Source organism: Caulobacter flavus (genome assembly GCF_003722335.1).
Taxonomy (GTDB): Bacteria; Pseudomonadota; Alphaproteobacteria; order Caulobacterales; family Caulobacteraceae; genus Caulobacter; species Caulobacter flavus.
In genome coordinates this window covers 2,420,441-2,447,089 of sequence record NZ_CP026100.1, presented here as the reverse complement: position 1 = coordinate 2,447,089, position 26,649 = coordinate 2,420,441, and the positions used below count along the sequence as shown (strand labels likewise).

At 70.6% G+C, this 26,649-nt stretch carries 19 protein-coding genes and 1 pseudogene; 10 read left to right on the top strand and 10 right to left on the bottom strand.

Going from position 1 to position 26,649, the window contains the following annotated elements; translation table 11 throughout:
* Positions 1-473: 473 nt before the first annotated feature.
* The 6 genes from C1707_RS11290 (at position 474) to C1707_RS11265 (ending at position 9,154) form a co-directional block, all read left to right on the top strand.
* The gene (locus tag C1707_RS11290) at positions 474-2,969 is read left to right on the top strand and encodes a TonB-dependent receptor plug domain-containing protein (protein ID WP_240633913.1); all 2,496 of its coding nucleotides are present in this window, start codon (positions 474-476) and stop codon (positions 2,967-2,969) included.
* A gap of 202 nt (positions 2,970-3,171) precedes the next feature.
* A complete protein-coding gene (locus tag C1707_RS11285; protein ID WP_101711451.1) occupies positions 3,172-4,776 on the top strand; it encodes an NAD(P)/FAD-dependent oxidoreductase in 1,605 nt (534 codons plus the stop codon).
* 29 nt (positions 4,777-4,805) lie between these two features.
* A complete protein-coding gene (locus tag C1707_RS11280) occupies positions 4,806-5,204 on the top strand; it encodes a c-type cytochrome (protein WP_101711452.1) in 399 nt (132 codons plus the stop codon).
* A gap of 51 nt (positions 5,205-5,255) precedes the next feature.
* Positions 5,256-5,744: a RidA family protein gene (locus C1707_RS11275; protein WP_101711453.1), complete on the top strand. Its 489-nt coding sequence runs from the start codon at positions 5,256-5,258 to the stop codon at positions 5,742-5,744.
* Between the two features lie 96 nt (positions 5,745-5,840).
* Positions 5,841-6,149 carry a UBP-type zinc finger domain-containing protein gene (locus C1707_RS11270; RefSeq protein WP_101711454.1) on the top strand — a complete coding sequence of 103 codons (309 nt, stop codon included), beginning with the start codon at positions 5,841-5,843 and terminating at the stop codon, positions 6,147-6,149.
* A gap of 152 nt (positions 6,150-6,301) precedes the next feature.
* Entirely contained in the window at positions 6,302-9,154 is a 2,853-nt protein-coding gene (locus C1707_RS11265) for a TonB-dependent receptor (protein ID WP_101711455.1), read from the top strand.
* On the opposite strand, the gene C1707_RS11260 is transcribed toward C1707_RS11265, so the two are convergent.
* The 4 genes from C1707_RS11260 to C1707_RS11250 form a co-directional block, all read right to left on the bottom strand.
* The gene (locus tag C1707_RS11260) at positions 9,151-10,824 is read right to left on the bottom strand and encodes an FAD-dependent oxidoreductase (protein WP_205686835.1); all 1,674 of its coding nucleotides are present in this window, start codon (positions 10,822-10,824) and stop codon (positions 9,151-9,153) included. The genes C1707_RS11265 and C1707_RS11260 overlap by 4 nt on opposite strands.
* A gap of 28 nt (positions 10,825-10,852) precedes the next feature.
* On the bottom strand, positions 10,853-10,999 hold the full coding sequence (locus C1707_RS26115; protein WP_164467330.1) for a hypothetical protein: 147 nt from the start codon (positions 10,997-10,999) through the stop codon (positions 10,853-10,855).
* 121 nt (positions 11,000-11,120) lie between these two features.
* Positions 11,121-11,642, bottom strand: a complete 522-nt coding sequence (locus C1707_RS11255; protein ID WP_101711456.1) for a Dps family protein — start codon at positions 11,640-11,642, stop codon at positions 11,121-11,123.
* A gap of 121 nt (positions 11,643-11,763) precedes the next feature.
* Complete coding sequence (locus C1707_RS11250) at positions 11,764-12,351, bottom strand: helix-turn-helix domain-containing protein (RefSeq protein ID WP_101711457.1); 588 nt, start codon at positions 12,349-12,351, stop codon at positions 11,764-11,766.
* Positions 12,352-12,511: 160 nt separating this feature from the next.
* Between C1707_RS11250 and C1707_RS11245 the strand changes: the two genes are divergently transcribed.
* Positions 12,512-14,425, top strand: coding sequence for a PAS domain-containing sensor histidine kinase (locus tag C1707_RS11245; RefSeq protein ID WP_164467329.1), 1,914 nt, complete (start codon positions 12,512-12,514; stop codon positions 14,423-14,425).
* A 118-nt stretch (positions 14,426-14,543) separates the two neighbouring features.
* Positions 14,544-16,466 (top strand): annotated as a pseudogene (locus C1707_RS26110) (TonB-dependent receptor); the annotation flags it as partial.
* Positions 16,467-16,955: 489 nt separating this feature from the next.
* On the opposite strand, the gene C1707_RS26710 reads toward C1707_RS26110, so the two are convergent.
* From C1707_RS26710 to C1707_RS11220, 3 genes are all read right to left on the bottom strand, one after another.
* Positions 16,956-17,522, bottom strand: coding sequence for a response regulator transcription factor (locus tag C1707_RS26710; RefSeq protein ID WP_240633965.1), 567 nt, complete (start codon positions 17,520-17,522; stop codon positions 16,956-16,958).
* Positions 17,523-17,643: 121 nt separating this feature from the next.
* Positions 17,644-18,006: a response regulator transcription factor gene (locus tag C1707_RS11225; RefSeq protein WP_101711461.1), complete on the bottom strand. Its 363-nt coding sequence runs from the start codon at positions 18,004-18,006 to the stop codon at positions 17,644-17,646.
* Between the two features lie 88 nt (positions 18,007-18,094).
* Positions 18,095-18,529: a transcriptional repressor gene (locus tag C1707_RS11220; RefSeq protein ID WP_101711462.1), complete on the bottom strand. Its 435-nt coding sequence runs from the start codon at positions 18,527-18,529 to the stop codon at positions 18,095-18,097.
* Between the two features lie 158 nt (positions 18,530-18,687).
* On the opposite strand from C1707_RS11220, the gene C1707_RS11215 reads away from it, so the two are divergent.
* Positions 18,688-19,584, top strand: coding sequence for a LysR substrate-binding domain-containing protein (locus C1707_RS11215; protein ID WP_101711463.1), 897 nt, complete (start codon positions 18,688-18,690; stop codon positions 19,582-19,584).
* A 121-nt stretch (positions 19,585-19,705) separates the two neighbouring features.
* A complete protein-coding gene (katG, locus tag C1707_RS11210) occupies positions 19,706-21,886 on the top strand; it encodes a catalase/peroxidase HPI (RefSeq protein WP_101711464.1) in 2,181 nt (726 codons plus the stop codon).
* A 21-nt stretch (positions 21,887-21,907) separates the two neighbouring features.
* Here katG and C1707_RS11205 read toward each other — a convergent pair whose 3' ends face one another.
* The 3 genes from C1707_RS11205 to C1707_RS11195 all read right to left on the bottom strand — a co-directional run bounded on the left by C1707_RS11205 (position 21,908) and on the right by C1707_RS11195 (position 26,469).
* Entirely contained in the window at positions 21,908-22,417 is a 510-nt protein-coding gene (locus tag C1707_RS11205; protein ID WP_101711515.1) for a GNAT family acetyltransferase, read from the bottom strand.
* 90 nt (positions 22,418-22,507) lie between these two features.
* Positions 22,508-24,034, bottom strand: a complete 1,527-nt coding sequence (locus tag C1707_RS11200; protein WP_101711465.1) for an esterase-like activity of phytase family protein — start codon at positions 24,032-24,034, stop codon at positions 22,508-22,510.
* Between the two features lie 80 nt (positions 24,035-24,114).
* Positions 24,115-26,469, bottom strand: a complete 2,355-nt coding sequence (locus C1707_RS11195) for a TonB-dependent receptor (RefSeq protein ID WP_101711466.1) — start codon at positions 26,467-26,469, stop codon at positions 24,115-24,117.
* Positions 26,470-26,649: the final 180 nt, after the last annotated feature.

The following is a 26,649-nucleotide window of genomic DNA, read 5'->3' as shown; positions in this document are numbered from 1 at the left end:
TGCGACCAAGTTTGCCGCCCGGCCGTCAAAAAATGGGTTGGAACGGCAATTTTCCCCGCGCGCCGCTCGAGCCGGATTCCGCGACTTGCGGCCTGGCGGCGCGCTTTCACCGCTAGGACGCTGCCTGGGCGCCGATGCCGGAACCGGCTGTCGGCGTCGCCGTGCGCGCACGATCAAACGGCGTTATCTCAGTTGCCGACGTGATGATCAGCACGTTCCGGAAACCTTTGGCCGGCGCCCTGAAATGCGGCGTGCGTATACGAAGAAGGCCTGCAAAGCCGTTCCCGGCCGCCTGCCCCATTGCCGAACCCCGCCGCCTGATCAACGCTGAACCGCGGCCAAAACCGCTGTTCAGTCTAGTATTCGCGTTCCAATCATAAGAACACGATTAGGGCGGACCCCACGAAGGAGCCATCAGTCATGCATTGACTATGCGGAGAGGGGCACCAGTGAACAATAATCTCAAAAATATCTTGACCGCCAGCATTTCGACTCTGTCGATCGCCATCGGTACTTCGACCATCGCGCACGCGGCCGAGCCCGCGCCGGATCCTTCCGTCGAACTCGACACCGTCATCGTCACCGGCACGCGCCAGACCGGCCTGCGGGTCGCCGACAGCCCGGCGCCCGTGCAGGTGGTCGACACCGCCACGCTGGAGCGCACCGGCCAGGTCGACCTGCGCCTGGGTCTGGCCAACCTGGTGCCGTCGTTCAACGCCCAGGCCTTCGGCGGCGACACCGCCAACCTGACCCTGTCGGCGCGCCTGCGCGGCCTGTCGCCGAACCAGGCCCTGGTGCTGATCAACGGCAAGCGCCGCCACACCACCGGCAACTTCGCCGTCCTGTCAGGGCCCTACCAGGGCGCGGCCGCCGCCGACCTGGGCTTCATCCCGATGGCCTCGATCGGCCGCATCGAGGTGCTGACCGACGGCGCGGCGGCCCAGTACGGCACCGACGCCATCGCCGGCGTCGTCAACATCATCCTCAAGAAGTCGGAGTCGGGCGGCGCGGTGTCGGTCACCGGCGGCGAGTATTTCGACGGCGGCGGCAAGACCGCCTCGTTCTCGGCCAACCTGGGCACGGCCCCCACCGAGAACAGCTATCTGAACTTCACGGTCGAGAGCAAATACCACGGCTTCTCCAACCGCGGCCTGCCCGACCAGCGGGTCTACAACCCCGCCAGCCCCAGCTACTCGGCCGCCAACAACGCCATCGAGAGCCAGATACCGGGCTATCCCAACCTGAACCTGATCTCGGGCGACGCCGAGTACCGGATGCACGTCCTGGCCTTCAACGCCGGCGTCGAGCTGCCCGGCGACTTCGAGGTCTATTCGTTCGGCACCTACGGCCACAAGGACGCCTCGGCCTACGAGAACTACCGCCGCTACAATCGCATCCAGGGCAAGATGGGCGCGGCCGACCGGCCGTTCCCCAACGGCTTCAGCCCCCGTGAACGGATCGTCGAGGACGACTACGCCATGACGCTGGGCCTGTCCGGCGTCGTCGCCGGCTGGAACCTCGACCTCAGCGCCACCTACGGCAAGGACGACATCGAGGTCCGCGTCGAGGACTCGGCCAACGCCAGCCTCTACACCGACACCTCGACCCTCACGGCCAGGGGCTTCACCCCCACCTCGTTCCATGCCGGCAGCTGGCAGACCACCCAGTGGACCAACAACCTCGACCTTTCCCGTGGGTTCGACGTGGGCCTGGCCACGCCGCTCGACGTGGCCCTGGGCGTCGAACAGCGCCGTGACACCTACGCCATCGGCGCGGGCTACGCGGCCTCGACCTACAAGGAAGGCTCGCAGTCCTATCCGGGCTTCTCCAAGACCGACGCCGGCGGCCACAGCCGCACCAGCTGGGCGCTCTACACCGATCTCGCCGTCTCGCCGGTCGCCCCGTGGAAGGTCGACGCAGCCCTGCGCTACGAGGACTTCAGCGACTTCGGCGACACCACGGTCGGCAAGCTGACCAGCCGCTACGACTTCAACGACATGTTCGCCATCCGCGGCACGGTCAGCACCGGCTTCCGCGCCCCGACCCTGGCGGAGTCGTTCTATTCGGCCACCAACGTCTCGCCGACCTCGGCCTTCGTGCAGCTGGCCCCCAACTCGGCCGCCGCCGCCCTGCTGGGCATCGAGAAGCTGAAGCCCGAGAAGTCGACCAACTACAGCTTCGGCGTCGTGGCCCACCCGCTGCCCAAGCTGACGGCCACGATCGACGCCTATCGCATCAAGCTGGAAGACCGGATCTTCGGCTCCAGCTCGGTCTACGGCATGCGCAACGGCGTGATCGTCAATCCGAACGTCAACGCCGCCATCGCCGCCAACGGCAACGTGCTCGACAGCACCGTCACCAGCACCGGCATCAACATCTTCTCCAACGGCCTGGACACCCGCACCACGGGCGTCGACGTCGTGGTGTCCTACCCCACCGACCTGGGCGACTGGGGTCGCATCGACTGGACCCTGAGCGGCAACTACAACAAGACCAAGATCACCAAGGTCAAATCGGCGCCGGCCGCGCTGGGCGTGACCAGCACGGCCTTCCCCAGCGGCCAGGTCTTGTTCGCCGGCAACGCCGCCTCGCTGCTGGAAAGCGCCGCGCCCAAGTACAAGATCGGCCTCAACGGCCTCTACAGCTTCGGCCCGGTCACGGTCAGCCTGACCGAGACCTTCTACGGCAAGGCCTCGGCCCTGTCCGACCCGGGCACTGGCCCGCTGCTCGACACCGTGGTCAGCGCCACCGCCCTCACCGACCTGGAGATCTCCTACAAGTTCCCGGTCGGCGTCGTCGCCGCGATCGGCGCCAACAACCTGTTCAACGAGTATCCGGACAAGTTCTCGGCGGCGTTCCAGTCGGCCTGCGTCGCCTCCGGCGGCGGCTGCGTCACCCAGTACCCGGCGTTCTCGCCGTTCGGGATCAACGGCGGCTACTACTACGGCCGCCTGACCTACACCTTCTAGGTCCCGCCGACAGGGGGCGCGGCCATCGCCGCGCCCCGACTTCGCTCAAGCCGCGATCAGGGCGCCCAAGCAGGCGGCACAACGCCGTTCCGCGACGAACCGGCCGCCCTGCCCGGCTTAAAGGGATTGCCCCGCCAAGACGGGGATTTCGAGATGGACCCGCCGCCGGAACATCCGGCAGGCGGACAACACGGGGTGGCGTATGGACGGTCGAGCGACATCGGCATCTGGCGCGGTTCTGACGCGCCGGCGTTTTTTCGAGGGCCTGGCGGCCTATGGCGGGGTGTCCCTGGCCATGGCCGGCATGGACGCCCTGGGCTACGGCTTCGCGTCGGCCCAGGCCGCCCCGCCGCCGCTGGAAGGCGGCGGCAAGGGCATCAAGGTGGTGGTGCTGGGCGCGGGCCTGGCGGGCCTGACCGCCGCCTACGAACTGACCAAGCACGGCTACGATGTGCAGGTGCTGGAGGCCCGCGACTTCGCCGGCGGCCGCTGCCAGACCGCCCGCAAGGGTTTCCGCCACGTCGACCTGCTGGGCAACGACCAGACCTGCCAGTTCGACGAGGGGCTCTACATCAACCACGGCCCGTGGCGGATCCCGTATCACCACCGCTCGACCCTGCACTACACCAAGCTGCTGGGCGTGCCGCTGGAGAGCTTCGTCAACGACAACGACGCGGCCTATGTCTATTTCGAGAAGGGCGAGGGCCCGCTGAAGGGCAAGCCGGTGCGCAAGGGCGAGATCGCCGCCGACGCCCGCGGCCACGCCGCCGAACTGATGGCCAAGGTCGCCGCCAAGGGCGGGCTGGACGGCGCCTTCACGGCCCAGGACCGCGACCTCTTCGTCGCCTACATGGTCAACGAGGGCCGCCTTTCACCTTCGGATCTCGCTTACAGCGGCACGGACGGACGCGGCTTCGACGTCCATCCCGGCGCCGGCGTCTCGCCCGGCCCCGGCAAGCCCTCGACGCCGCGCAGCATGGCCGACGTGCTGCATTCGGGCGCCTGGCGCACCCTGACCTCGGTCGCCGGCTACGAGCAGCAGCGCACCATGCTCCAGCCCATCGGCGGCATGGACCAGTTGGCCAAGGCCTTCGAGCGCAAGGTGGCCGACAAGATCAGCTATTCCTGCGTGGTCGAGACCATCGGCCAGGACGCCAAGGGCGTGAAGATCGGCTACCGCGACGCGGCCGGAAAGAAAGCCGAGGTCGTCGCCGACTACTGCATCTGCACCATCCCGCTCAGCGTGCTGCGCAATGTCGACCTGCAGGCCTCCAAGCCGTTCAAGGCGGCGATGGAAGGCGTGGCCTACGCCCCGGTCAACAAGATCGGCCTGCAGATGAAGCGCCGCTTCTGGGAAGAGGACCACTTCATCTACGGCGGCCACATCTACAACGACATGCCCGGCATCGGCACGATCAGCCTGCCTTCCACCGGCTGGCAGAGCCAGAAGGGCGTGCTGCTGGGCTACTACTCGTTCGGCGGCGAGGCCGCGAGGATCAGCGCCAAGTCCCCGGCCGAGCGCGCCGCCTTCGCCGTGGCCGGCGGCCAGAAGGTGTTCCCCGAATACGCCGACGCTTACGAGAACGCCTTCTCGTTCTGCTGGCACCTGGCCGAGCACAATCTGGGCGGCTGGGCCGAGTGGGGCGAGGAAGGCCGCAAGACCGCCTATCCGGTGCTGTGCGAGCCCGACGGCCGCCTCTACCTGGCCGGCGAGCACCTCAGCTATCTCGGCGGCTGGCAGGCCGGGGCCATCGAGTCCGCCTGGCAGCAGATCGCCAAGCTGCACGCCCGCGTCCGCGCCGCGTGACGCCCCTCATCCAGACCTTCGGAGACCCGATGCTTCGCCACGCCTTCCCGGCGCTCGCCGCCCTCGGCCTCGTCGCCGGCGCCGCTTCGCCGGCCCTCGCCGCCCCGCCCGGCCAGACCCTCTACGCCGACAACTGCTCGGCCTGCCATCAGGTCACCGGCAAGGGCGTCAAGGGCGCCTTCCCGGCCCTGGCCGGCTCCCCCCTCGTGCAGGGCGACGGCAAGGCCATGGCCGGCGTGGTGCTCAACGGCCGCGCGGGCATGCCCGCCTTCAAGGACGACCTGTCCGACGCCGAGTTGACGGGCCTTCTGAACTATGTCCGCACCGCCTGGGGCAACAAGGGCAAGCCGGTCAGCTTCGCCGACGTCTCCAGCGCCCGCGCCCAGTCCAAGGCCGGCGCCAAGGCGCGCGGTCTTCAGGCCCACTAGGTCCGCGCCCCGCTTTCGGTCCAAGTAGAGTTCCCCAGGAGAGAAACGCCCATGAAACGCCTCGCCCTCGCCCTCGTCGCAACCGCCGCCGCGAGCACGCCCGCCTTCGCCCAGGAGATCGTCCGCGGCGGCGACCCCAAGTCGGCCATCGCCAGCGTCGTCACCGTGCCGGCCGGCTACGACACCATCTACGTCAGCGGCATGACCCCGCCAATGGTCGACGCCAACGCCTCGGGCGTGGCCAAGTTCGGCGACACCAAGACCCAGACCATCGGCGTCATCAAGCGCCTGGAGGACGCGCTGAAGAGCCAGGGCGCGAGCCTGTCCGACGTGGTGATGATGCGCGTGCTGCTGGTCGGCGACCCGGCCAAGGACGGCAAGATGGACTTCGCCGGCATGATGGAGGGCTACAAGACCTTCTTCGGCACGGCCGAGCAGCCCAACAAGCCTTCTCGCATCACCAGCCAGGTCACCGCCCTGGTCGCCGACGGCATGCTGGTCGAGATCGAGGTCCAGGCCGCCCGCAAGCCGAAGAAATAGACCGCCCGGCCAATCGACGGCAGCAAGGCGCAAGCGCGGCGGACGGTTTGGCGGCATGATCGCCGGACCGTCCGGACGCCACGAGGAAGCCCGCCGATGAGCTGCACCCACCTGTCGACAATTGTCGTCGTGACGCCCAGCGCCGACGGCTGCGAGGAATGCCTCAAGACCGGCGGCTGGTGGGTGCACCTGCGCCTGTGCCGCGCCTGCGGCCATGTCGGCTGCTGCGACCAGTCGCCCAGCCGCCACGCCAGCGCCCATTTCGCCGCCACCCAGCATCCGATCATCGAGGGCTACGACCCGCCCGAGGGCTGGGGCTGGTGCTATGTCGACGAGGTGATGTTCGACCTCACCGAATACCGGACGCCGCATCCGCGCCCGATCAAGCGCTGGGTCGAAGGGTAGCGCTACCCGTTCGGGTATTGCTTGAAGAACGGCGTTCTATTTATTGCCCGATCGATCTTCAAGACTCTCGCCTGTAGGGCCGGCGGGAGACATCAGGGCGGGTCGGGGTGGCCTCTAGAAAGCGACGCGATGTAATCCGTGGACTGACGGCAATGGCCTGCGCCTGGGCGCTGGCCGCGCCCGTCTGGGCGGCCGAGCGCATGACCACCCTCGCCCTGCCCGCCCAGCCGCTGAACCGCGCCCTGGCAGAACTGGGCCGCCAGGCGCGGGTCGACATCCTGGTCTCCTCCGAGACGGTCGGCGATCGGCGCGCCCCAGCCCTGCGCGGTCGCCTGACGCCCAGCGAGGCGCTGGGTCGACTGTTGGCGGGCAGCGGCCTGGAGTTCGAGACCGTGGAGGCCGGCGTCTATGTCGTGCGCGCCAAGCGCGGCGCCCCGGCCGAGGCGGAAACCGGTGCGGTCGCCCTGCCCGAGCTGTTGGTGGTGGGCGTGCGCAGCCAGAACGTCGACCAGCGCCGCGACCCCGACGACATCCAGCCCTATCGCGTGTTCGAGCGCAGCACGCTGCGCGCCGCCCAGAGCCTGTCGGCCGACGACTTCCTGCAGACCTGGCTGACCAGCAACGGCGACACCAGCCAGGTCATTCCGCGCGCCGGGCGCGGCGTGCCGCCCTCGCGCTCGAAGTTCACCTTCCGCGATCCGAACGCCATGGAGCGCACGCTGGTGCTGGTGGACGGCCGCCGCATGCCGGCCATGCCCGACTACATGCTGCTGGCGCAGGCCGACCTTGGCCCCATTCCGCTGGCGGCGGTCGGCCGGATCGAGACCCTGGCCGCCAGCAGCGGCGCGCTCTACGGCCTGGGCGCGGTCAACGGCGTGGTCAACCTGGTGCTCGACCGCGACTATCGCGGAGCCGAGGTCGCCGCCACCGTCGGCGCGGGCAAGGGCGGCGACGGCGAGTATGGGCGCTTCGACGCCCGTCTGGGCCACGGCACGGCGGACGGCGGCACGGCGGTCATGGTTCGCTACGGCCAGAAGCGCTTCAACGGCGTGACGTATGGCGACCGCAGCGAGGTCTCCGCGCCGCTGGACGGCTCGATGCTGCAGCCCGGCCAGGCCTACAGCCGGCCGCCGGGCAACGGCGTCACCCTGTTCGGCCTCGACGGCCCGTTCACGGTCGGCGGCGTGTCGATGTCGAAGACCTACATCCCCGCCGACTACGACGGCTCGACGCCGATCGAGACGGTGCTGATCCAGAACGCCGGCAAGTCCGCGCCGGGGCTGGCGCCGGCCCACCGCGACCGGCTGCTGTCCACCGACAGCCGCACCGACGCGGTGCTGGTCAATGTGCGCCAGCGACTGTGGCGCGGCGCCGAGGCCTATGTGGACTACATCTACCTGGCCAGCCGCGACACCTATCCGACGGCCTATGGCGCCTTCTCGACCACCCTCACGCCCGGCATGGGACCCGCGACGATGATCACGGGAACCGGATCGATCGAGATGGTCGCGCCCCAGCCTTACGCCCTGGGGCCCAACATCTCGCGGACGATCTCGCGCCGGACCACCGCGGGCCTGGTGTTCGACCTGCCCGCGCGCTGGCGCGGCGGGATCGACTACGCCGTCGGCCACGCCCGCTCCAAGCAGGCCAGGGCCGTGACCGGCCTCGACGGCGAGGTCTGGACGGCCGTGTCCAGCGGGATCGCCTCGAACGGCCGTCCCGCGCCCGATCCGTTCGGAAGCCAGGCGAAGTTCCTGGCCTACCTCGCCCGCTACGGCTCCCCCTGGGGGACGTACTCGCCCTACATGTCGTCGCACATGGAGGACATCTCGCTGCGCGCCTCGGGGCCGATCGCGCGGATCGACGGCCGCGACATGACGCTGTCGCTGACGGCCCAGCAGCTGTGGGAAGGGCTGCCCTACTTCATCAACCACCCCAGCAACCACATCTCGACCCGTTCCCGGTCGGTCTTCGCCGAGCTGCGCGCGCCGCTGGAGGGGGTGGTCGGCGTTCCTGGCCTGGAGCTGCAGGCCGCGGCGCGCCGCCAGGTCGGCCGCATCCGCATCTTCCTGGGCGGCCTCACCGGACCGCTGGAGAAGTCGGCCGACCTCTACCAGGTCGGCGCCAAGGCCGAACCCGTCCAAGGCCTGATCCTGCGCGCCTCCTACGCCCAAGGCGCGCAACTGCCCGAGCCTCGCCTGCTGGCCCTCACCGTCGGGGCCGGCTTCAGCGGCGTGATCGATCCCAAGCGAAGCTCCGAGCAGCTCGGCTACGCCGACGGCCGCTTCCGCTATGCCTGGGGCGGGCCGCCGGACCTGCGACCCGACCAGACCCGGACCTTCTCGGCCGGCCTGGTCCTGGCCTCGCCGCTGCTGCCGCGCACCCGCCTGTCGGTCGACTACACGCGCATCGAAGGCCACGACCTGATGGTGCAGGTGAACCGCGGCTACGACTTCTACATCCTCAACGAGGACCGCTATCCGGGCGCCGTCATCCGCGCGCCGCTCACCGACGCCGACCGCGCCAGGGGCTATACGGGCGGCCGCATCCTCGAGGTCCGCGACCTCAACGAGAACACCGGCGCCAGCCTGATGCGGGCCGTCGACATGGTCGCCGAGCACGACCTGGGCCTCGCCGGCGGGCGACTGGGCCTCAGCGCCGCACTGACCTGGCAGCCGACCTTGCGCCTCTACGTCCCGCCCGACACCGGCGCCTACAAACGCACCCCGGACGGCGGCATCCCCAAGTGGCGCGGGGCCCTCGGGGCCCGCTGGTCGACCGAGCGCTTCGCGGCCTCGGCCATGGTCCGCTACATCGAGTCCAATGCCCAGACGGCGCTGCCCGCTCGCACCACGGTCGACCTGTCCCTGGCCTGGGAGCTCCCCGCGCCGGCCGGCGCGACGGAGACGGAGCTGCGGCTGGGCGTGCGCAATCTCTTCGACCGCTGGTCGGAGGACGATCCGCTCAAGCGCCGCCTGGAAGCCACCATCATCGCGAGGTTCTAGACCCCGCGCAGCGCCTCCAGATCGCGGTGGATCGCCGAGACGACCACCGAGCCCTCGCCCACCCCGGCCGCCACGCGCTTGATCGAGCCGGCGCGCACGTCGCCCACGGCGTAGACGCCATGCCGCTCGGTCTCGTAGGCCGAGCGCGCGCCGGGGACCTGGCCGCTCTCGCCGGTCAGCACGAAGCCGCTGTCGTCCAGGTCGATACAGCCCCGCAGCCAGTCGGTGTTGGGCTCGGCGCCGATCATCACGAACAGCGCCCCGGCGTCGACCACCGTCTTCTCGCCCGTCCGCCGGTCGGTCCAGCCGATCTGGCGCAGGGTGCGCTCGCCGGTCAGGCAGGTGACCTCGCTGAACGGGTGCAGGGTGATGCGGGCCGAGCCCTCGATGCGCTGGACCAGATAGTCCGACATGGTGGCCGCCAGCCCCTCGCCGCGCACCAGCATGTGCACATGGCCGACCGTGCGCGACAGGAACATCGCCGCCTGGCCCGCCGAGTTGCCGCCGCCGACCACCACCACCGCCTGGCCCCGGCAGAGGTCGGACTCCATCGCCGTGGCCGCGTAGTGGATGGCCTGGCCGTCGAAGCGGTCGTAGCCTTCGACGTCCAGCTTGCGGTAGCGCGCGCCCGAGGCGATCACCACCGCCCGCGCCAGCAGGGTCTGGCCGTCCTCCAGCTTCAGGCGGTAGGGGCGCTTGTCGCACTCGATGCCGACCACGGCCCGCGACACCGCCAGGCGCGCGCCGAACTTCTGGGCCTGCACCTGGGCGCGGCCGGCCAGGGCCTGGCCCGATATGCCGGTGGGAAAGCCCAGATAGTTCTCGATCTTGGAGCTGGCGCCCGCCTGTCCCCCGGGAGCCAGCCCCTCGAGGATCACCGTCGCCAGGCCTTCCGACGCCGCGTAGGTGGCCGCCGACAGGCCCGCCGGTCCCGCCCCGACCACGGCCACGTCGAACACCGCTTCGGGGTCGAAGCGCTCGGTCATCCCCAGCCGGTCGGCCAGGGCCATGGTGTCGGGATTGAGCAGCACGCTGCGGTCGGGCAGCACCACCGCCGGCAGGTCGGCCACGTCCAGTCCGTGACGACCCATGCAGCCGGATGCGGCCTCGTCGCTCTCGACGTCGACCAGCCGCAGCGGATAGCCGTTTCGGACGGCGAAGCGCTCGATGCGCAGGGTCTCGGGATCATCGGGCCGGCCGATCAGCACGATCCCCGCCTCGCCATGGTGCAGGAAGCCCATGCGGCGCAGGATGAAGGCCCGCATGACGATCTCGCCGATGTCGGGCTCGGCCGCCATCATCCGCGGCACGTCGCGGTTGGCCACCCGCACCACCCGACCGTCGGTCAGCGCCCGCGCGCCGACCAGCAGGGCTCGGGCGTTGATCTGGTCGAGCTCGCCGCTGAACTGGCCGGCCCGGTGGATGGTCAGGATCTCGTCGTCGCCTTCCTCGCCCGTGCGGGTGATGCCCACCTGCCCGTCCAGCACCAGGAAGAAGTCGGCGCGCCGGTCGCCGCGCCGGAACAGCACCTGGCCGCGCGCGATCGCCTCCTCGACGCCGTAGCCGGACAGGCGCTCGGCCATCTCGGGCGACAGCACCGGAAAGATCTGGGCGGTGCGGGCGTAGGGGTCGTCGGCGGCGAGCGGCTTGTTGCCTAGGGTGTCGGTCACGGCGGGCCTCCTGGCGTTCCCTGAAACCCTAGTTCACGGAACGCGCGGAGGCGACGTCTTGAACGGAAACGGCGGAACGCTCGGGAAGCGCGCGCGGCGCCACCGCGGCGAAGGCGGTCAGGGCCAGCAGGACGACGGTCGCGGCGCTCAGCGCCAGTTTCTGGATGCCGCTCACGACGGACGCCCTCGATCGGAAGGGGACGGCCCCGCCGGCCGCTCGGGGGAGGCGCGGCGGGCGGGGCCTGATGGAGCCTCGGCCTGGGGGGAGAGGGGGTGAGGCTCCAAGGGGAAAGGCGTCAGCCCCGGTCGCGACGGCCGGCCTCGAACAGGAACCAGACGCGCTTTTCGGTCTCGTCGATCCAGTTCTCGAGCAGGCTGGCGGTGGCGATGTCGCCGTGCTCGTCGCAGGCCGCGTGCGTCGCGCGCATGGCCGCGGCCAGCCCGCCGTTGTCGTCGCGCAGCTCGGCCAGCATGTCGTGCGGCTCGACATAGTCGGCGTCGTTGTCGAGCACGCGCTGGGCGCGGGCGATGTGGCCGATCGAGCGCAGGGTCGTGCCGCCCAGCTTGCGCACCCGCTCGGCGATCGGGTCGGTCATGGCGTACAGCTCGTCGCCCTGCTCGTCGAACATCAGGTGGTAGTCGCGGAAGTGCGGCCCCGAGACGTGCCAGTGGAAGTTCTTGGTCTTGATGTAGAGGGCGAACACGTCGGCCAGCAGCGCGGTCAGAGCGGCCGAGATGTCCTTGGCGGCGGCCTCGCCCAGGCCGGTCGGCGTGGTCAGCGGGGCCAGGCGCCGGGTGCGGGCGGTTTCGATGTCCATGCTTGGTCTCCAGAGAAGGCGGGCCAGCGCCGCGCCGTTGAGATCATCCTTGCGCCCGAAACGGCGGACGCTCTTGGCGCGAGGCGCGCCGGCTTGAACGTCGGCGCCGCCGCGAGGCGTTTCAGGCCCGCCGCAGCGAGCCCATCACCAGGGCTCGGCCCCAGGGACGCTTCTCGCGGCGCCAGACATTGGGGGTCTGGCCGGTGTGGCGGCGGAACAGGCGCGTCAGGTGGGCTTGGTCGGCCAGGCCGCAGACGGCGGCGATGTGGGCCAGGCTCTCGTCGGTCTCCAGCATCATCGTCTGGGCGTGCTCCAGACGGCGGCGCATGATGTAGGCGTGCGGCGTCTCGTCGGTGCTGACCTTGAAGGCGCGGCAGAAGTAGCTGGCCGAAAGGCCCACGCGGGCAGCCAGGACGGCGACCGAGACGCTTGCGCCGATGTTGGCCTCGACGTGGGCCGCCACGGCGCGGATCTGCCAGCCGGCCAGCCCTCCGCGCGCCGGACCCGACGAGCGAACCCGCGAGCCGGGCAGGAAGCTGCGCTCCTCGCGCGGGGCCGCCGTGTTCAGCACCACCGCCAGCCGGTCCAGCATCTCGCGGGCCGAGCCGAGGTCGGCGTCGAGGGCGGCGCGGGCCTGCTCGACCAGCCAGATCGCCTGCGGCGCGTTGGTGGACGGCGCGGCCGCCCCGGTGTCGATGGATTGCAACATGGCTCCGGCCTCCTGCCGCCTCGAATGACCGCAACCCTAGCGAGGGTCGCCCGGTCGACACACCGAACGGACGTTGGCCGCGCGTATCGACTTGGTTGGCCCGCCCCAGACCTTGGTAGGGGGCGCCGCTCTGGTCCAAGCTCGCGCTATGAATCGCCTGATGCGCTTTTCGCCCTTTCCCTCGTCGCGGCCCTCGATGGTGGGCCGTCGCCTGCGCCTGGCCGGCGCGGGCCTGATCGCCGCGGCGGTGTTCGTCATCGACACCTTCACGCCGCTCTCAAGCGCGGTGGCGGTGCTCTACGTGCTGGTGCTGCTGCTGGTCGGCGAGGAGCTGCCCGGCCGCCGCCTCTGGACCGTCACCCTGGCCTGCGCGGCCATGGCCACGATCAGCTTCGCCGTCGCCCATGGCGAGGACGTCGAACTGGCGCCGACCCTGCGCCTGATGGTCAGCCTGGCGGCGCTGGGCGTGGCGGCCTTCCTGACCGACCGCAACCTGGCGGCCCGCGAGATCCTCCAGGCCCAGGCCCGACTGCTCGACGTCACCTCCGACGCCATCTTCATCCGCGACGCGCAGGGGCGCATCACCTTCTGGAACCGGGGCGCCGAGCGGCTCTACGGCTGGAGCCGCCAGGAAGCCGTCGGCCAGGACGCCCACCGCCTGCTGGCGACCGCCCTGCCCGCTCCTTCCGAGGACATCGCCGCCCACGTCGCCCGCCACGGCGCCTGGCAGGGCGAGGTGACCCAGCGCCGCAAGGACGGCGCGACCCTGGTCGTGCTCAGCGAGTGGATCCTCGAACGCGACGCCGAGACCGGCGCCCACGCCCTGCTGGAGAGCAACACCGACATCTCCGACCTGCGCCGCGCCGACGAGGCGCTGCGGCGCAGCGAGGCGCGCTACCGCACCATCTTCAACACCCTGGCGGTGTCGATCTGGGAGCACGACTTCCGTCCGGTGAGGGCGGCCCTCGACGCCCTGCGCGCCCAGGGCGTCGGCGACCTGGCCGATCACCTGGCCCGCCACCCCGAGGTCGCCCGCGCGATCAAGGCCCAGGTCGGCATCACCGACGTCAACGCCACGGCTCTGAAGATGATGGGGGTGGCCGACAAGGCCGGCTTCTTCCAGCGCCTGGACGAGCTGTTGCCCGAGACCGACGACAGTTTCTCCCAGTTCCTGATCGCCTTCGACTCCGGCGCGCCGCGCTTCGAGACCGAGACCACCGTTCGCAGCCGCACGGGCGAGATGATCCCGGTGATGGTCGCCCTGAACTTCCCGCCGGACGCGCAAGGGCTCGACCGCGTCCAGGCCTCGATCGTCGACCTGACCGAGCAGCGAAGGATGCAGGAGCGCCTCGACCGCGCCCGCGCCGAGCTGGAGCACGCCCTGCGCGCGGCCACCCTGGGCGTGCTGTCGGCCTCGATCGCCCACGAGGTCAACCAGCCGCTGGCCGCCATCTCCAACGCCGCCGGCGCGGCCCAGCGCTGGCTCGACCGCGAGACGCCCGACCTCGACGAGGCCAAGGAGGCCGTGGCCGACGTGGTCCACGCCGCCGCCCACGCCGCCGAGGTGGTGCGCGGCATCCGCGGCCTGATCGCCCAGACCCCCGCCGACCGCGCGGCCCTGCCGGTGGACGAACTGCTGACCGCTTCGGCCGGCTTCGTCCGGCGCGAGATCGCCGAGCACGGCGTCGAGCTGGTCCTCGACCAGCAGGCGGCCGACACCGTCGTCCAGGGCGACCGCGTCGTGCTGCAGCAAGCCCTGGTCAACCTGATGCTCAACGGCGTCCAGGCCATGGCCGCCTGTCCCGCCGAGGGCCGCCGCCTGCATGTCCGCGCGCGCCGCGACGGGGACGAAGCCGTGATCGAGATCGCCGACACCGGCCCCGGCTTTCCGCCCGACGCCGCCGACCGCGCCTTCGAGGCCTTCTTCACAACCAAGCCCGGCGGCATGGGGCTGGGCCTGGCCATCTGCCAGTCGGCCGTCGCCGCCCACGACGGCAGGATCGCCGTGCTGCCATCGGCGCCCGGCGAGACCGGCGCGCGGATCGAGATCCGGCTGCCGGCCCGGAGCCGATAGGAACCTCGCGCGCGCGCCTGACCCGGACTTAGGCCGCGTTGCGAAGCGATCGGCGGCCCGCTCAAGCTTTGCTTGAGAATCGTTACGTTATAACATAATCGCAAAACTTCATCGCGAGGTGCGAAGCGACGGTTCAGCGGGCTCCGCGTCCCAGGCTGGCGCCGCGCCCTCCGTTTCCTCCCGCCGCGGCCGGGACGCCCCGACGCGTCCCGCGCCTTTCCCGACGTGTGCCGCCTTGCGTAGATCCCTGCTCGCCTTCGCCTCCCTGCTGCCGCTCGCGGCCGCGCCCGCGTTCGCCGCTGACGCCCCCGAGCGCCCCACCCCCGTCCAGCCCGTTCTGGTCACCAGCGCCGACGACCAGCCCCTGGTCACCGGCTCACGCTCGGTCCTGGCGGGCGAGGCTCTCGCACGCGTCCGGGCCGCCAGCCTGGGCGAAACCCTCGCCAGGACGCCAGGGGTGCAGAACAGCGCCTTCGGCCCCGCCGCCGGACGTCCGGAGATCCGCGGCCAGTCGGGCCCCCGCGTCGCCCTGCTGGTCAACGGCATGCTCTCGCGCGACGCCTCGTCGCTGTCGGGCGACCACGCCGCGCCGATCGAGCCGTTCCTCGCCGACCGGATCGTGGTGTCGAAGGGACCAGCCGCCATCCTGCACGGCGGCGGCGCGATCGGCGGCGCGGTCGACGTGATTGACGGCCGCATCCCCCTGGCCGTTCCCGATCGTCCGCTATCGGGACGCGCCGAGGTCAGCGGCGGCTACAACACCGGCTCCGCCGCCATGGCCCGCCTGGACGGCGGCGGCGGCGAATGGGCCTGGCACGTCGACGCGCTCTATCGCGATGTGCCCGACCTGCGCATCCCCTCCGGCTCCAAGGACCAGGCCTGCCGCACCTGGAAGACCCTGGTGGCCAACACCTACGTCCAGTCGCTCTGCCAGGTCCGCCTCGCCGCGCCCACCTGGGTGCGCGACCCGGCCACGGGGCGCTGGGTCGACGGCACCCCGCCCGAGCGCCAGGTCATCACCGATCTCTATCCGGGCCAGGACGGCAGGCTGACCAACAGCGGCCTGACCACCAAGGCCTTCACCCTCGGCGGCAGCCGTGTCACCGCCGACGGCTATGTCGGCGCGGCCGTGCAGCGCTACGTCAGCGACTACGGCGTGCCGGGCTTCGCATACGTCACCTCCAGCCATCCCAGGCCCTCGCCGATCGACCTGCAGGTCCGCTCGACGCGCTACGACGTCAAGGCGGGCCTGACGCCCCGCGCCCTGGGCGTCGAGCGGATCGACGTCCAGCTGGCCCGGACCAGGAGCGACGATCGCGAGGTGATCGACGGCGCGGCCCATACGCGCCTGCGCACCGACGCCGACGACTTCCGCCTGGACGTGGTCCATACGCCCCTCGCCGGCTTCAGCGGCCTGGTCGGCGTCCAGGCCAGCCAGCGCGACCTGGCCACGGAAGGCGCCAAGGCCTACCTGCCGTCGGTCGCCGTGCGCGAGGACGCCGTCTACTGGGCCGAACAGTTCGCCTGGCGCGCCCTGACGGTGAAGGCCGGCGCCCGCGCCGGGCGCACCCGCTACGACGTCGACGAAAGCACCATCCGCCCCGGACGCGGGCTGGGCTCTCTGGCCCGGGACCGCGACTATTCGACGACCGACTTCTCGGGGTCGGCCCGCTACGCCGTCCTGCCGGGCCTGTTCGTCGAGGCGCGCTACGACGAGACCGAGCGCGCGCCCTCGCTGATCGAGCTCTACGCCAACGGCGACCACTTCGGCGTCCTCACCGAGGAGCAGGGCGACTACCGGCTCAAGGTCGAGCGGGCCAAGGCCGTCGAACTGGCGGCCGGCTTCGAACGGGGCCGCTACCGGCTGTCGGCCAACGCCTATCGCACCGACTACGAGAACTTCCTCTATCTGGGCAACACCGGCATTTCGCGCACCCTGCCCGTGCGCGAATGGCGCCAGGGCGACACCCGGATCGAGGGCCTGGAGATCGAAGGCTCGGTCGCCTTCAGGGGCATGGCCTGGGGCGACGTCGTGCTCGGCGGCTTCGTCGACAAGGTGCGCAGCACCCCGCGCTTCTCGCTGCCGGACGGCTACAGCCCCTTCACCTCGGCGGTGACCACCGCGGCCTGGGACAAGGAGTACTACCGCCGCAATCTCGACGGGACTACCTGCCGCGCATGCCGGTGTCGCGCTTCGGCCTCGACGCCGCCTGGTCGATGGGCGCCTGGAGCGCGAGCCTGGGCGCGGTGCGCTACGAGGACCAGCGGCGGGTCGCCAAGAACGAGGCGCCGTCAGAGGCCTACACCCTGGTGGACGCGCACGCCGCCTACGCCTTCCGGGCCAACGGCGTCCGCTGGCAGGCGTTCGTCGACGGGACCAACCTGCTCGACGACGAGGCCCGCGCCCACAACTCGTTCCTGCGCTATCGGGCGCCGATGGCCGGACGCGCCGCCAGGCTGGGACTGCGCGCGCAATTCTGACCGGCCGGCCGCCGGACGCGACGCCCGTCTCGTCCGGCGGACCGATCGCTCAGGCGCCGGCCCGCTCGCGCTCCAGCGCCTCGGCCATCCGCACCAGCTCGGCGAACGAGCCGGCGCGCATCTTCTTCATCAGGCTGCCGCGGTGCAGCTTGACGGTGATCTCCTGCAGGCCCAGCTCGCCGGCCACCTGCTTGTTGAGCAGTCCGGCGGTGACCAGGGTCATGACCTGCTGTTCGCGAGGGGTCAGGGCCTCGAAGCGGGCCTTCACCTCGGCAACGTCGCGGGCCAGGGCGCGGCGTTTTCCGTCCTTGGCGAGGGCGGCGGTGACGGCGTCGATCATGTCCTGGTCGCGAAAGGGCTTGGCGAGAAAATCGACGGCCCCGGCCTTCATCGCTCGCACCGTCATCGGCACGTCGGCGTGGCCGGTCATGACGATCACGGGCGCGCGCACGCCGCGCGCGGCCAGGGTTTCCTGCAGGTCGAGGCCGCTCATCTTGGGCATCCGCACGTCCACCAGGATGCAGCACGGGGTGTCGGGTAAAGGCGCCTCGAGCAGCGCCTGGGCCGAGCCGTAGAGCGCCGTGCGCAGGCCCACCGACCGGAACAGCTTGTCCATCGAGCCGCGGAACATCTCGTTGTCGTCGACGATCAGGACGGTCTGCACCGTCTCGTCGATCGCGCTTTCGGCCTTGCTCGGCATCCCCTCTCCCCATCCACTTGCGACGCGCCCCCGCGCATCACGCCTCGTCGAGCATCCGTCTCAGGGTCGCCTCGATCCTGTCGGGCGCACAGGGCTTTTCGAGAAAATCGCGCGCGCCGGCCGCCATCGCCTGGTCGCGCATGTCCGGAAAGGCGGTGACCACCACCACCGGCAGGTCCGGATGGCTGGTCCGCAGCCGGCGCAGCAGGTCCAGGCCCGAGATCTCCGGCATGTGGATGTCGGTGACCACGCAGCCCCAGGTCTCCGGTCCCGAGGCCAGGAAACTGGCCGCCGAGCCGAAGACGCCGACCTCCAGCCCGAACGAGCGGATCAGTCGCGCCAGGCCGGAACGGACAAGGGCGTCGTCGTCGATGACGGCGATGGCGCGCCGGGGGGACATGGCGTTTGCTCTAAACACGCCCGGAACATGGACGCTGACGGGGACTGGCTTAGACCACCGCCCCGTCGCCCGACACCCATACGCTGGTTTATCCCCCGCCGGCGGCCCCGGGCTCGCGGCGCATGACCACCACCACCTCCACGCCACCGGGACGCCGGGCCAAGGCGTCGCGCAGCATGGCCAGCAGGGTTTCGGGCGAGACGTGCAGGTCGACGATCCGCGCGGTGTCCTCGTAGATCAGGTGGAAATGCGGTTCGGGCTGGGTGTCGAACACCGGCTCGGCCGTGGTGGTCGGCAGGCGTCCCAGCAGGCCGTGGTCGGCGAAGGCCTCGACCTGGCGGACGACCTCGGCCGGCGGCATGGCCAGGCCCGCCTCGGCCGCCAGTTCGGCGATCTCGTGCGCCGTCAGGTGCGTCTCCTCGGACTCGCGCAGCAGCGCCAGCAGCCGCGCGGTCGGCCCGCGAAACGGCAGGCCCGCGCGACGCAACTCGTCCTGCAGGACGGCGTCCACGGCATGGGGCATAGCAGAGCGTCCTCCCGGGGCGGCGAGGACGGTCGCGATCATTCCGCGTCGCGACCTGTTCCTCGCGTCCGTTCGCCGGGAGCTTGGCGCAGGCTTTCCTTGAAATGAAGCGCCAAAGATCAATGATATCGATAGGCATCACCTATCGGGAGCGGACGATGAACCTGCGAGACCTCCGCTACCTTCTGGCCGTGGCCGAGCACGAGCACTTCGGCCGCGCGGCCCGCGCCTGCGGCGTCAGCCAGCCCACCCTGTCGGTGCAGATCCGCAAGCTGGAGGACGTGCTGGGCGTCGTGCTGTTCGAGCGCGGCGGCAAGACCGCCGCCCCGACCGCCGCCTGCCGGCAACTGCTCGACCACGCCCGCGCGGCGGTGACGGCCGCCGAGGCGGTTCTGGCCACCGCCCGCAGCCTGCGCGATCCGCTGGCCGGCCGCTTCCGGCTGGGCGTCATCCCGACCCTGGCGCCCTATCTGCTGCCGCTGGTCTTCGGCCCGCTGCGCGAGGCCCTTCCGTCGCTGGAGCTGGAGCCGTGGGAAGACCAGACCGCCGCCCTGCTGGAGCGCCTGCGCGCCCACGAACTGGACGCCGTGCTGCTGGCCACCGACGAGACCGCGCCCGACCTGACGGGCGTGCCGCTGTTCGCCGAGCCGTTCCTGGCCGCCCTGCCGCCCGAGCATCCGCTGGCCGCGCGCGAGGCGGTGGCCGAGACGGACCTGGCCCGCGACATCCTCGTCCTGTCCGACGGCCACTGCCTGCGCGACCAGGCGCTGGAGGCCTGCGGCCAGACCACGGCGCTCGGCGCGGCCCTGCGCGCCTCCAGCCTGACGACCCTGCTCAACATGGTCGCTGCCGGCTACGGCACGACCCTGATCCCGGGCCTGGCCGCCGGCGCGGCCCAGGACGCCGGCATCGTGCTGCGGCCGCTATCCACCTGGACCGGCCGCACCATCCGCATCGTCTGGCGCGCCCACTACCCGCAACGTCCCGCCGCCGAGGCCGTCGGCGAGGTCATCGCCCGCCGTTTGCGCGGGTACACGGAGAGTACGGCCGCCTGAGGTTGGCTGCGTCTATCGAACCGATAGGAACAATCAATTGTACCAATGACTGCAAGGGCGCGTTGACTAGGCCCGACGGGGGAAATGGCGAACGCAACAAGCCAACCGGAGGAAGCCGACAATGGACGGGAACGTCGATCCTAAAGCGCAGGGCCAGTGCCCGGTGGGCCATGGCCGCGGGCGAGCGAACCGCGACTGGTGGCCCCAGAAGCTCAGCCTCGAAAGCCTGAACCAGCATAATCCGCGCTCCAACCCGCTGGGCGCGGACTTCAATTATGCGCAGGCCTTCCACGGCCTCGACCTGAACGCGGTGATCGCCGACCTCCACGCGCTGATGACCGACAGCCAGGACTGGTGGCCCGCCGACTTTGGCCACTACGGCGGCCTCTTCATCCGCCTGGCCTGGCACAGCGCCGGCACCTACCGCGTCACCGACGGCCGCGGCGGCGCGGGCGGGGGCCAGCAGCGCTTCGCCCCGCTCAACAGCTGGCCCGACAACGCCAACCTCGACAAGGCCCGCCGCCTGCTGTGGCCGATCAAGCAGAAGTACGGCTCCAAGCTGTCGTGGGCCGACCTCTACGTGCTGGTCGGCAACGTCGCGCTGGAGTCCATGGGCTTCAAGACCTTCGGCTTCGGCGGCGGCCGGGCCGACCAGTGGGAGCCCGAGGAGCTCTACTGGGGTCCGGAAGGCTCCTGGCTCGGCGACGAGCGCTACAGCGGCGAGCGCCAGCTGCATCCGGCCCTGGGCGCGGTGCAGATGGGCCTGATCTACGTCAATCCGGAAGGCCCCAACGGCAATCCCGACCCGAAGGCGGCCGCGCGCGACATCCGCGACACCTTCGCCCGCATGGCGATGAACGACGAGGAGACCGTCGCCCTGATCGCCGGCGGCCACAGCTTCGGCAAGACCCACGGCGCGGGCGATCCGTCCTTCGTCGGCGTCGAGCCCGAGGGCGGCGAGATCGAGGCCCAAGGTCTCGGCTGGGCCAGCAAGCACGGCACCGGGATCGGCGCCGACGCCATCACCGGCGGCCCGGAAGTGATCTGGACCCAGACCCCGACCAGATGGAGCAACCACTTCTTCGAGAACCTCTTCAAGTTCGAGTGGGAGCTGCACGAAAGCCCCGCCGGCGCCAAGCAGTGGCGCGCCAAGGACGCCCCGGCCGACATTCCCGACGCCTATGACGGCTCCAAGACCCACGTGCCGCGGATGCTGACCACGGACCTGGCCCTGCGCTTCGACCCGGAATACGAGAAGATCTCGCGCCGGTTCCTCGAGAACCCCGACCAGTTCGCCGACGCCTTCGCCCGCGCCTGGTTCAAGCTCACCCACCGCGACATGGGTCCCAAGCAGCGCTATCTGGGCCCGTTGGTCCCCGAAGAAACCCTGATCTGGCAGGACCCGATCCCCGAGGTCGACCACCCGCTGGTCGACGCCGCCGACATCGCCGAGCTGAAGCGCCAGATCCTGGCCTCCGGCCTGTCGATCTCGGAACTGGTCTCGGTGGCCTGGGCCTCGGCCTCGACCTACAGGGGCTCGGACAAGCGCGGCGGGGCCAACGGCGCCCGCGTCCGCCTGGCTCCGCAGAAGGACTGGGAGGTCAACGACCCGCCGGTCCTGGCCAAGGTGCTGGGCGTGCTGGAAGGCATCAAGGCCCAGTTCGACGGCGCGGCCGAGGGCGGCAAGAAGATCTCGCTGGCCGACCTGATCGTGCTGGGCGGGGCGGCGGCCATCGAAGAAGCCGCCAAGGCCGGCGGCTCGCGGATCACCGTGCCCTTCGTCCCGGGCCGCGCCGACGCCACGGCCGAGCAGACCGACGCCGACTCCTTCGCCCCGCTGGAGCCGTTGTCGGACGGCTTCCGCAACTATCGCCGCGAGGGGACCCAGTTCATGGCCCCCGAGGAGGCCCTGGTCGACCGCGCCCAGCTGCTGCGGCTGTCCGGCCCCGAACTGACCGTCCTGGTGGGCGGCCTGCGGGTGCTGGGCGCCAACGCCGGCGGCTCCAAGGCCGGGGTGTTCACCGAACATCCGGGCGCGCTGACCAACGACTTCTTCGTCAACCTGCTCGACATGGGCACCACCTGGAGCCCGACGGCCGTCAACGCCTTCGCCGGCAGCCCCCGGGCGGGCGGCGACCCGCGCTGGACGGCCACGCGCGTGGACCTGATCTTCGGCTCCCACGCCGAGCTTCGGGCTCTGGCCGAGGTCTATGCCCAGGCCGACGCCCAGGACAAGTTCGTCGCCGACTTCGTCGCGGCCTGGAACAAGGTGATGAACGCCGACCGGCTCGACCTGAACTAGTCGCGGGCCGAACGCCCAGCCTCAGCCGCCGGCGCTTCCGCGTCGGCGGCTTTTCTCTTTGCGGACCTCGGCGTCGTCGTCGTCGCCGACCTTCTCCTCGACCGCGGCCGAGAAGCGCTGGTAGGCGCCCAGTCCCACCAGAACCAGGACCGCGGCGGCCAGCAGCATGGTGGGATAGACCAGCTGGGCGACGTCGCTCCGCGCGGTCTTGAACACCACCACCAGCGCCTCGAGGAACAGGGCGATGACGATGGTCGACAGGAACTTGGTCAGGCTGCGTCGCGCCTCGGCGGCGCTGCGCTTCTCGTTGCCGCGCCGCACCTCGTCCTCGAACAGGTACTTGGCCACGTCGAACACGGCGGTCGCCACGATGATGTAGCCCAGCACGTCCAGCACCGCCTCGGCGCCCGACTGCCCAGGATCGCGCAGGCTGGCGACGGCCTCGTTGACGCCCAGCACGACCAGGCTCAAGGCCGCCAGCAACAGCAGCAGGCTGGCGCCGGCGAAGACGGCGCGGCTCACATAAGTCACGGCGGGCTCCCGCAAACCCGGTCCAGGCGGGACCGGTCGCGGGGCTTCAACGCCCGCCGGGACGTCCGGTTCGCCCCGGCGCGCCGGACGCTATCGCTCTGCGCCCGCGGAGGCGGCGGCTGCAAGCCCCGCCGGCAGGGTCAGGCGATAGACCAGGATGACGCTGTCGTTGTCGCCGCTCCCGCTGCCCTTGACGTCGCGCAGGCCCGCGTCGAACGCCTGGCCGTTGACGTGGCCGTCGGCGACGGCGAAGTCGTTGTCGTTGCCGACCAGCAGGAAGACGTCGTTCGGCGCGGCCGGATCCATGACCGGCGCCAACGCCAGGGCCTCCCACTTCTCCGACAGGCTGAAGCGGTCGGACGGCGCGACCTGCAGGTTCATGCCGAACCTGGCCAGCTGGACCGGATTGAGCAGGTTCACCAGTTCGGCCTGCGCGGCGGGCTTCAGCCCGGCGACCAGCGCACCGTCCTTGGCGACCGGCCTGGCGGTCTGCTCGTACGGCGTGCCCGCCAGGTTGGTCGCGCCGTCGATGTCGACCAGCAGCACGCTCTTGAACACCGGCGCGTTGGTCGAGCCCTTGCCCCGGCCGTTGCCGTCGCGGGCCAGCACCAGGAACTGGTGATCGTTCAGGGCCAGCATCTCCGACTGGGCGGCGGTGGCGTCGGCGGGCCCGCCGTCGCCGGCCTCGCGCACCGTCGGCAGCTGCAGCAAGTAGTGGCCGATCGGCGCCGCGGGCGTCCGGCTCTGGCTGATGTCGTAGACGAGGACGCGGGTGACGTTGCGCGTGGCCGCGTCCTTGCCGGCCGTGTCCTGCACCGTGGCGCTCTGCAGGATGGCCACGAGGCGCTGGCCGTCGGGCGTCACCGCCAGGGCCTCCAGGCCCTGGTTGTTGCGCCGGCCCGCGTCGGGCGCGCGCTCGGCGGTGAAGTCGACCTGGTTCTCGCCGTGCATCGGCAGCAGGGCCGGCGGCGCCTGGATCGCGCCGGTCTGCCGTCCCGTCTGGTCGAACAGGTAGATCCCCGCCGCGTACTCGTCGGACACGTAGAAGCTTCCGTCCGGCAGGTAGGCCAGGGCCTCGGAGTCCAGGCTGATCCGGCCCGCGCCCTCGCCGCTCGCGGGCGAAGGGTAGCGGATCCCGCGCCGGCTCAGCACGTTGCCGCCCGGGTCCTTGCCGGTGAACGGCTGGTTGGTCTCGTCCCGCAACAGGAAGCCGCCGGTCGGCGTGATCGTCAGCCGCCCGCCGTCCAGGGTCAGCCGGTGGGCGTGCAGCCGGTTGGCGTAGTCGACCGTGCCCGCCACCGACCCGACGCCGTTGGGGCCCCGGTCGGGCAGGGTCAGCAGGTCGCCCTCGTAGCGCCCGTCGGGCAGCCGCCGCCACGACCGCAGCGCCATGCCCGAGAACGAGCCCAGAGTGTCGCCCTTGAAGTCGCGCGCAGCCGCGTCGAGGCGGCCGACGGCGACCAGGCCGTGATTGACGAAGGTCCGCCCCTGGAAGGTGACGACCTCGTCCCCGGCCGCCTGGCTCCAGTGCTTGACCAGGTGGGCCTGCGAGGATTGGGCGTGCGCGCCGCCCGCCAGGGTGGCGGTGGCCAGGGCCAGCAGGATCGAACGGCGCATCGGGGATCTCCTTGACGCAGATCGGCGGACGACCGCCAGGGCCGCCCGCCGTTGCGAGGTTTCGGTCTGGCGAGCCCGCCCTAGAAGTCGAAGCCGATCGTCGCGAAGAACTGTCGCGGCGCCGACGAGTGGAACACCAAGATGCTGCCCGTCGCGTCGTCCGGCGCGAACACGCTGCTGTCGAAGTTCGACGCATAGCGCTTGTCGGTCAGGTTGGTGATGTTCAGCGAGGCCTTGGCGCCCTTCATGAAGCCCGCCTGGCCGAACCTGTAGCCCAGGCCCAGGTCGAAGGTCGTGTAGCCGCCGAAGCTCTGGTCGTTGGTGTAGGTGTAGTAGCGGCGGCCGGTGTACTTGCCCTGCAGCGAGGCCGAGAACGGACCGCGCTTGAGGCTGACCACGCTGGCGAACATCTCCTTGGGCGTGTCGACCTGCTGCTTGCCGGCCGTCTTCTTGACCACGCAGGTCGCGCCCGAGCACCAGTTCAGGTCCTCGTCGTAGGTGGACTCGTTGTACGAGGCCGAGTTGTACCAGTTCAGCCACGACAGCGGCTTCCACAGGACGCCGATCTCGGCGCCCTTGCTGGTGACGCTGCCGGCGTTGTGGAAGGAGTTGCCGCAGCCGGGGTTCTGCTGCTGGTTGGTCGGGCAGGGATTGTACTGCAGCAGGCGGTTGTCGAAATCGACCTCGTAGGCCGACACCGAGATCTGCAGCGTCTCGCCCACATAGCGGTAGCCGGCGTCGAAGCTCTTGGAGGTCTCGGGTTCGAGATACTTGCCCTGGGCGTCCCAGACGGCCTGCGACACCGACTGCGGGCCCAGTTTGAAGCCGCCCTGGAACATGGCCATGTTCTCGGCGTAGCTGGCGAACACCTCGTGGCCGGGGGCGATGCGCCAGCGCGCGCCCGCTTCCGGCAGGAAGCTGTCCGAGGCCTTCAGCGAGCCGCTGGCGAACTGGGTCGAGGCCGCGGCGGGAGCCTTGGCGATGCCCGGCAGGGCCGTGGCGGTCGACTTGGCGTTGGTGCTCTTGAAGCCGAAGTCGATGCTCAGCGCGTCGTCCAGCAGGGTGATGGTGTCCTGGACGTAGAACTGCTGGGTGGTCCAGTCGGTCTTCTGCACCCACTGGGCCGTGTCGGGGCGGCCCTTCAGGTACTGGGCCAGGCTGAACGGCCCGGTGACGTTGGTCCAGATGTAGCGCGCGGCGCTGCTGGTGTTCTGCTCCAGCCACAGGCCGGCCTGCAGGTGGTTGAAGCCCACGGTCCAGGCCAGGCTGGCGACCACGCCGTCGCGATCGATGGTGTAGCGCGTGTCGCGGATCTGCACCGGCAGGTCGTCGGCCGTGGACGTCGTGCCCTGGGTCGACAGGCCGGTGATGAAGTTGTTCCCCGCGCCCTTGTTCTCGTGCTTGTAGACTTGGCCGTGGGCCTTGAGGGTGTCGGTGACGTCGAAGTCGGCCGCGACGTAGAACAGGTCGTCGTTGCGCAGGATCTGGCCGTTGGTGAAGGTCACGTCAGACAGCTTTTCCGGCGCCGTCGAGGTCACGCACTTGGAGGCCAGCGAGGGCACCGAGCAGGCGGCGCGGGCGACGTAGGCGTCCCAGTTGGGCGCATAGCCGCCCCAGTCCCAGCCCAGGCGCGTACGCATGTCCTTCGACAGGTAGGCGTCGTCGGCCTGGTTGGTGCGCGAGATGTCGGCGAAGGCCGTCACCTGGCCGCGCTCGCCCTTGTAGGTCAGCTTGCCGTTGAACTGCTTGCCGGTCGACTTGTTGTAGGCCGGCTGGTTCACGAACAGGTCCTGCTCGCTGTACTGGCCCGACAGATAGGCCGACCAGCCGTTGTACTCGCCGGTGTCGAAGCGCGCGAAGGTGCGCAGGGTGTCCTCGCTGCCGAAGCTCTGGCTGATCGACAGGCCCATGTCCTTCTTCGGATCGCTGGAGACGTAGATCAGCGCGCCGCCGAGGTTGCTGGTCGACGGGATCGACAGGCCGGCGATGCCGGTGGCCAGATCGGCGCGGCCCAGGTTCTCGGAGATCAGCGCGCGGCTGATCGTCAGGCCGTTGTAGTTGTTGTAGGCGCCGTCGCCGAGCGGCATGCCGTCCAGCGTGTAGCCGAGGTGGGTGGTGTTGAAGCCGCGCACCTGCAGCGACAGCGACTGCTCGTTGACGCCCAGGGCGTCGATCGACTGGGCCATCACGCCGGGCAGGAAGTTCAGCGCCTTCTGCACGCTGGTGCCCGGCGGCAGCACTTCGAGGCTGGCCGGGGTGAGGGTCGAGACCGAGCGGGTCTGGCCGCTGCCGACGACGACGACGCCGTCCAGTTCGTCGGCCGTCGCCGTCGCGGCGTCGGCGGCGTTCGTCGCCGGAGCGTCGGCCGCGTGGGCCTGGGCGGCGAACATCAGACAGGCGGTGATCGCGATCGCGCTAGCGGACCGTTGCAACATCTAGGCATCCCCCGTGGCGACGCCGCCACGAGACTCGTGCCCCGGCGCCGCTTGTTTTCAGCGCCGCGTCTATTTCACAGGTTGATGACACTTTTTCCGCAACAGCAGCGGCTACGCGGCGGATGCTCCCGTCCGCGGAGACTTGGGGCGATAACGGCTGGACGACTGTGGCGCGGCGGC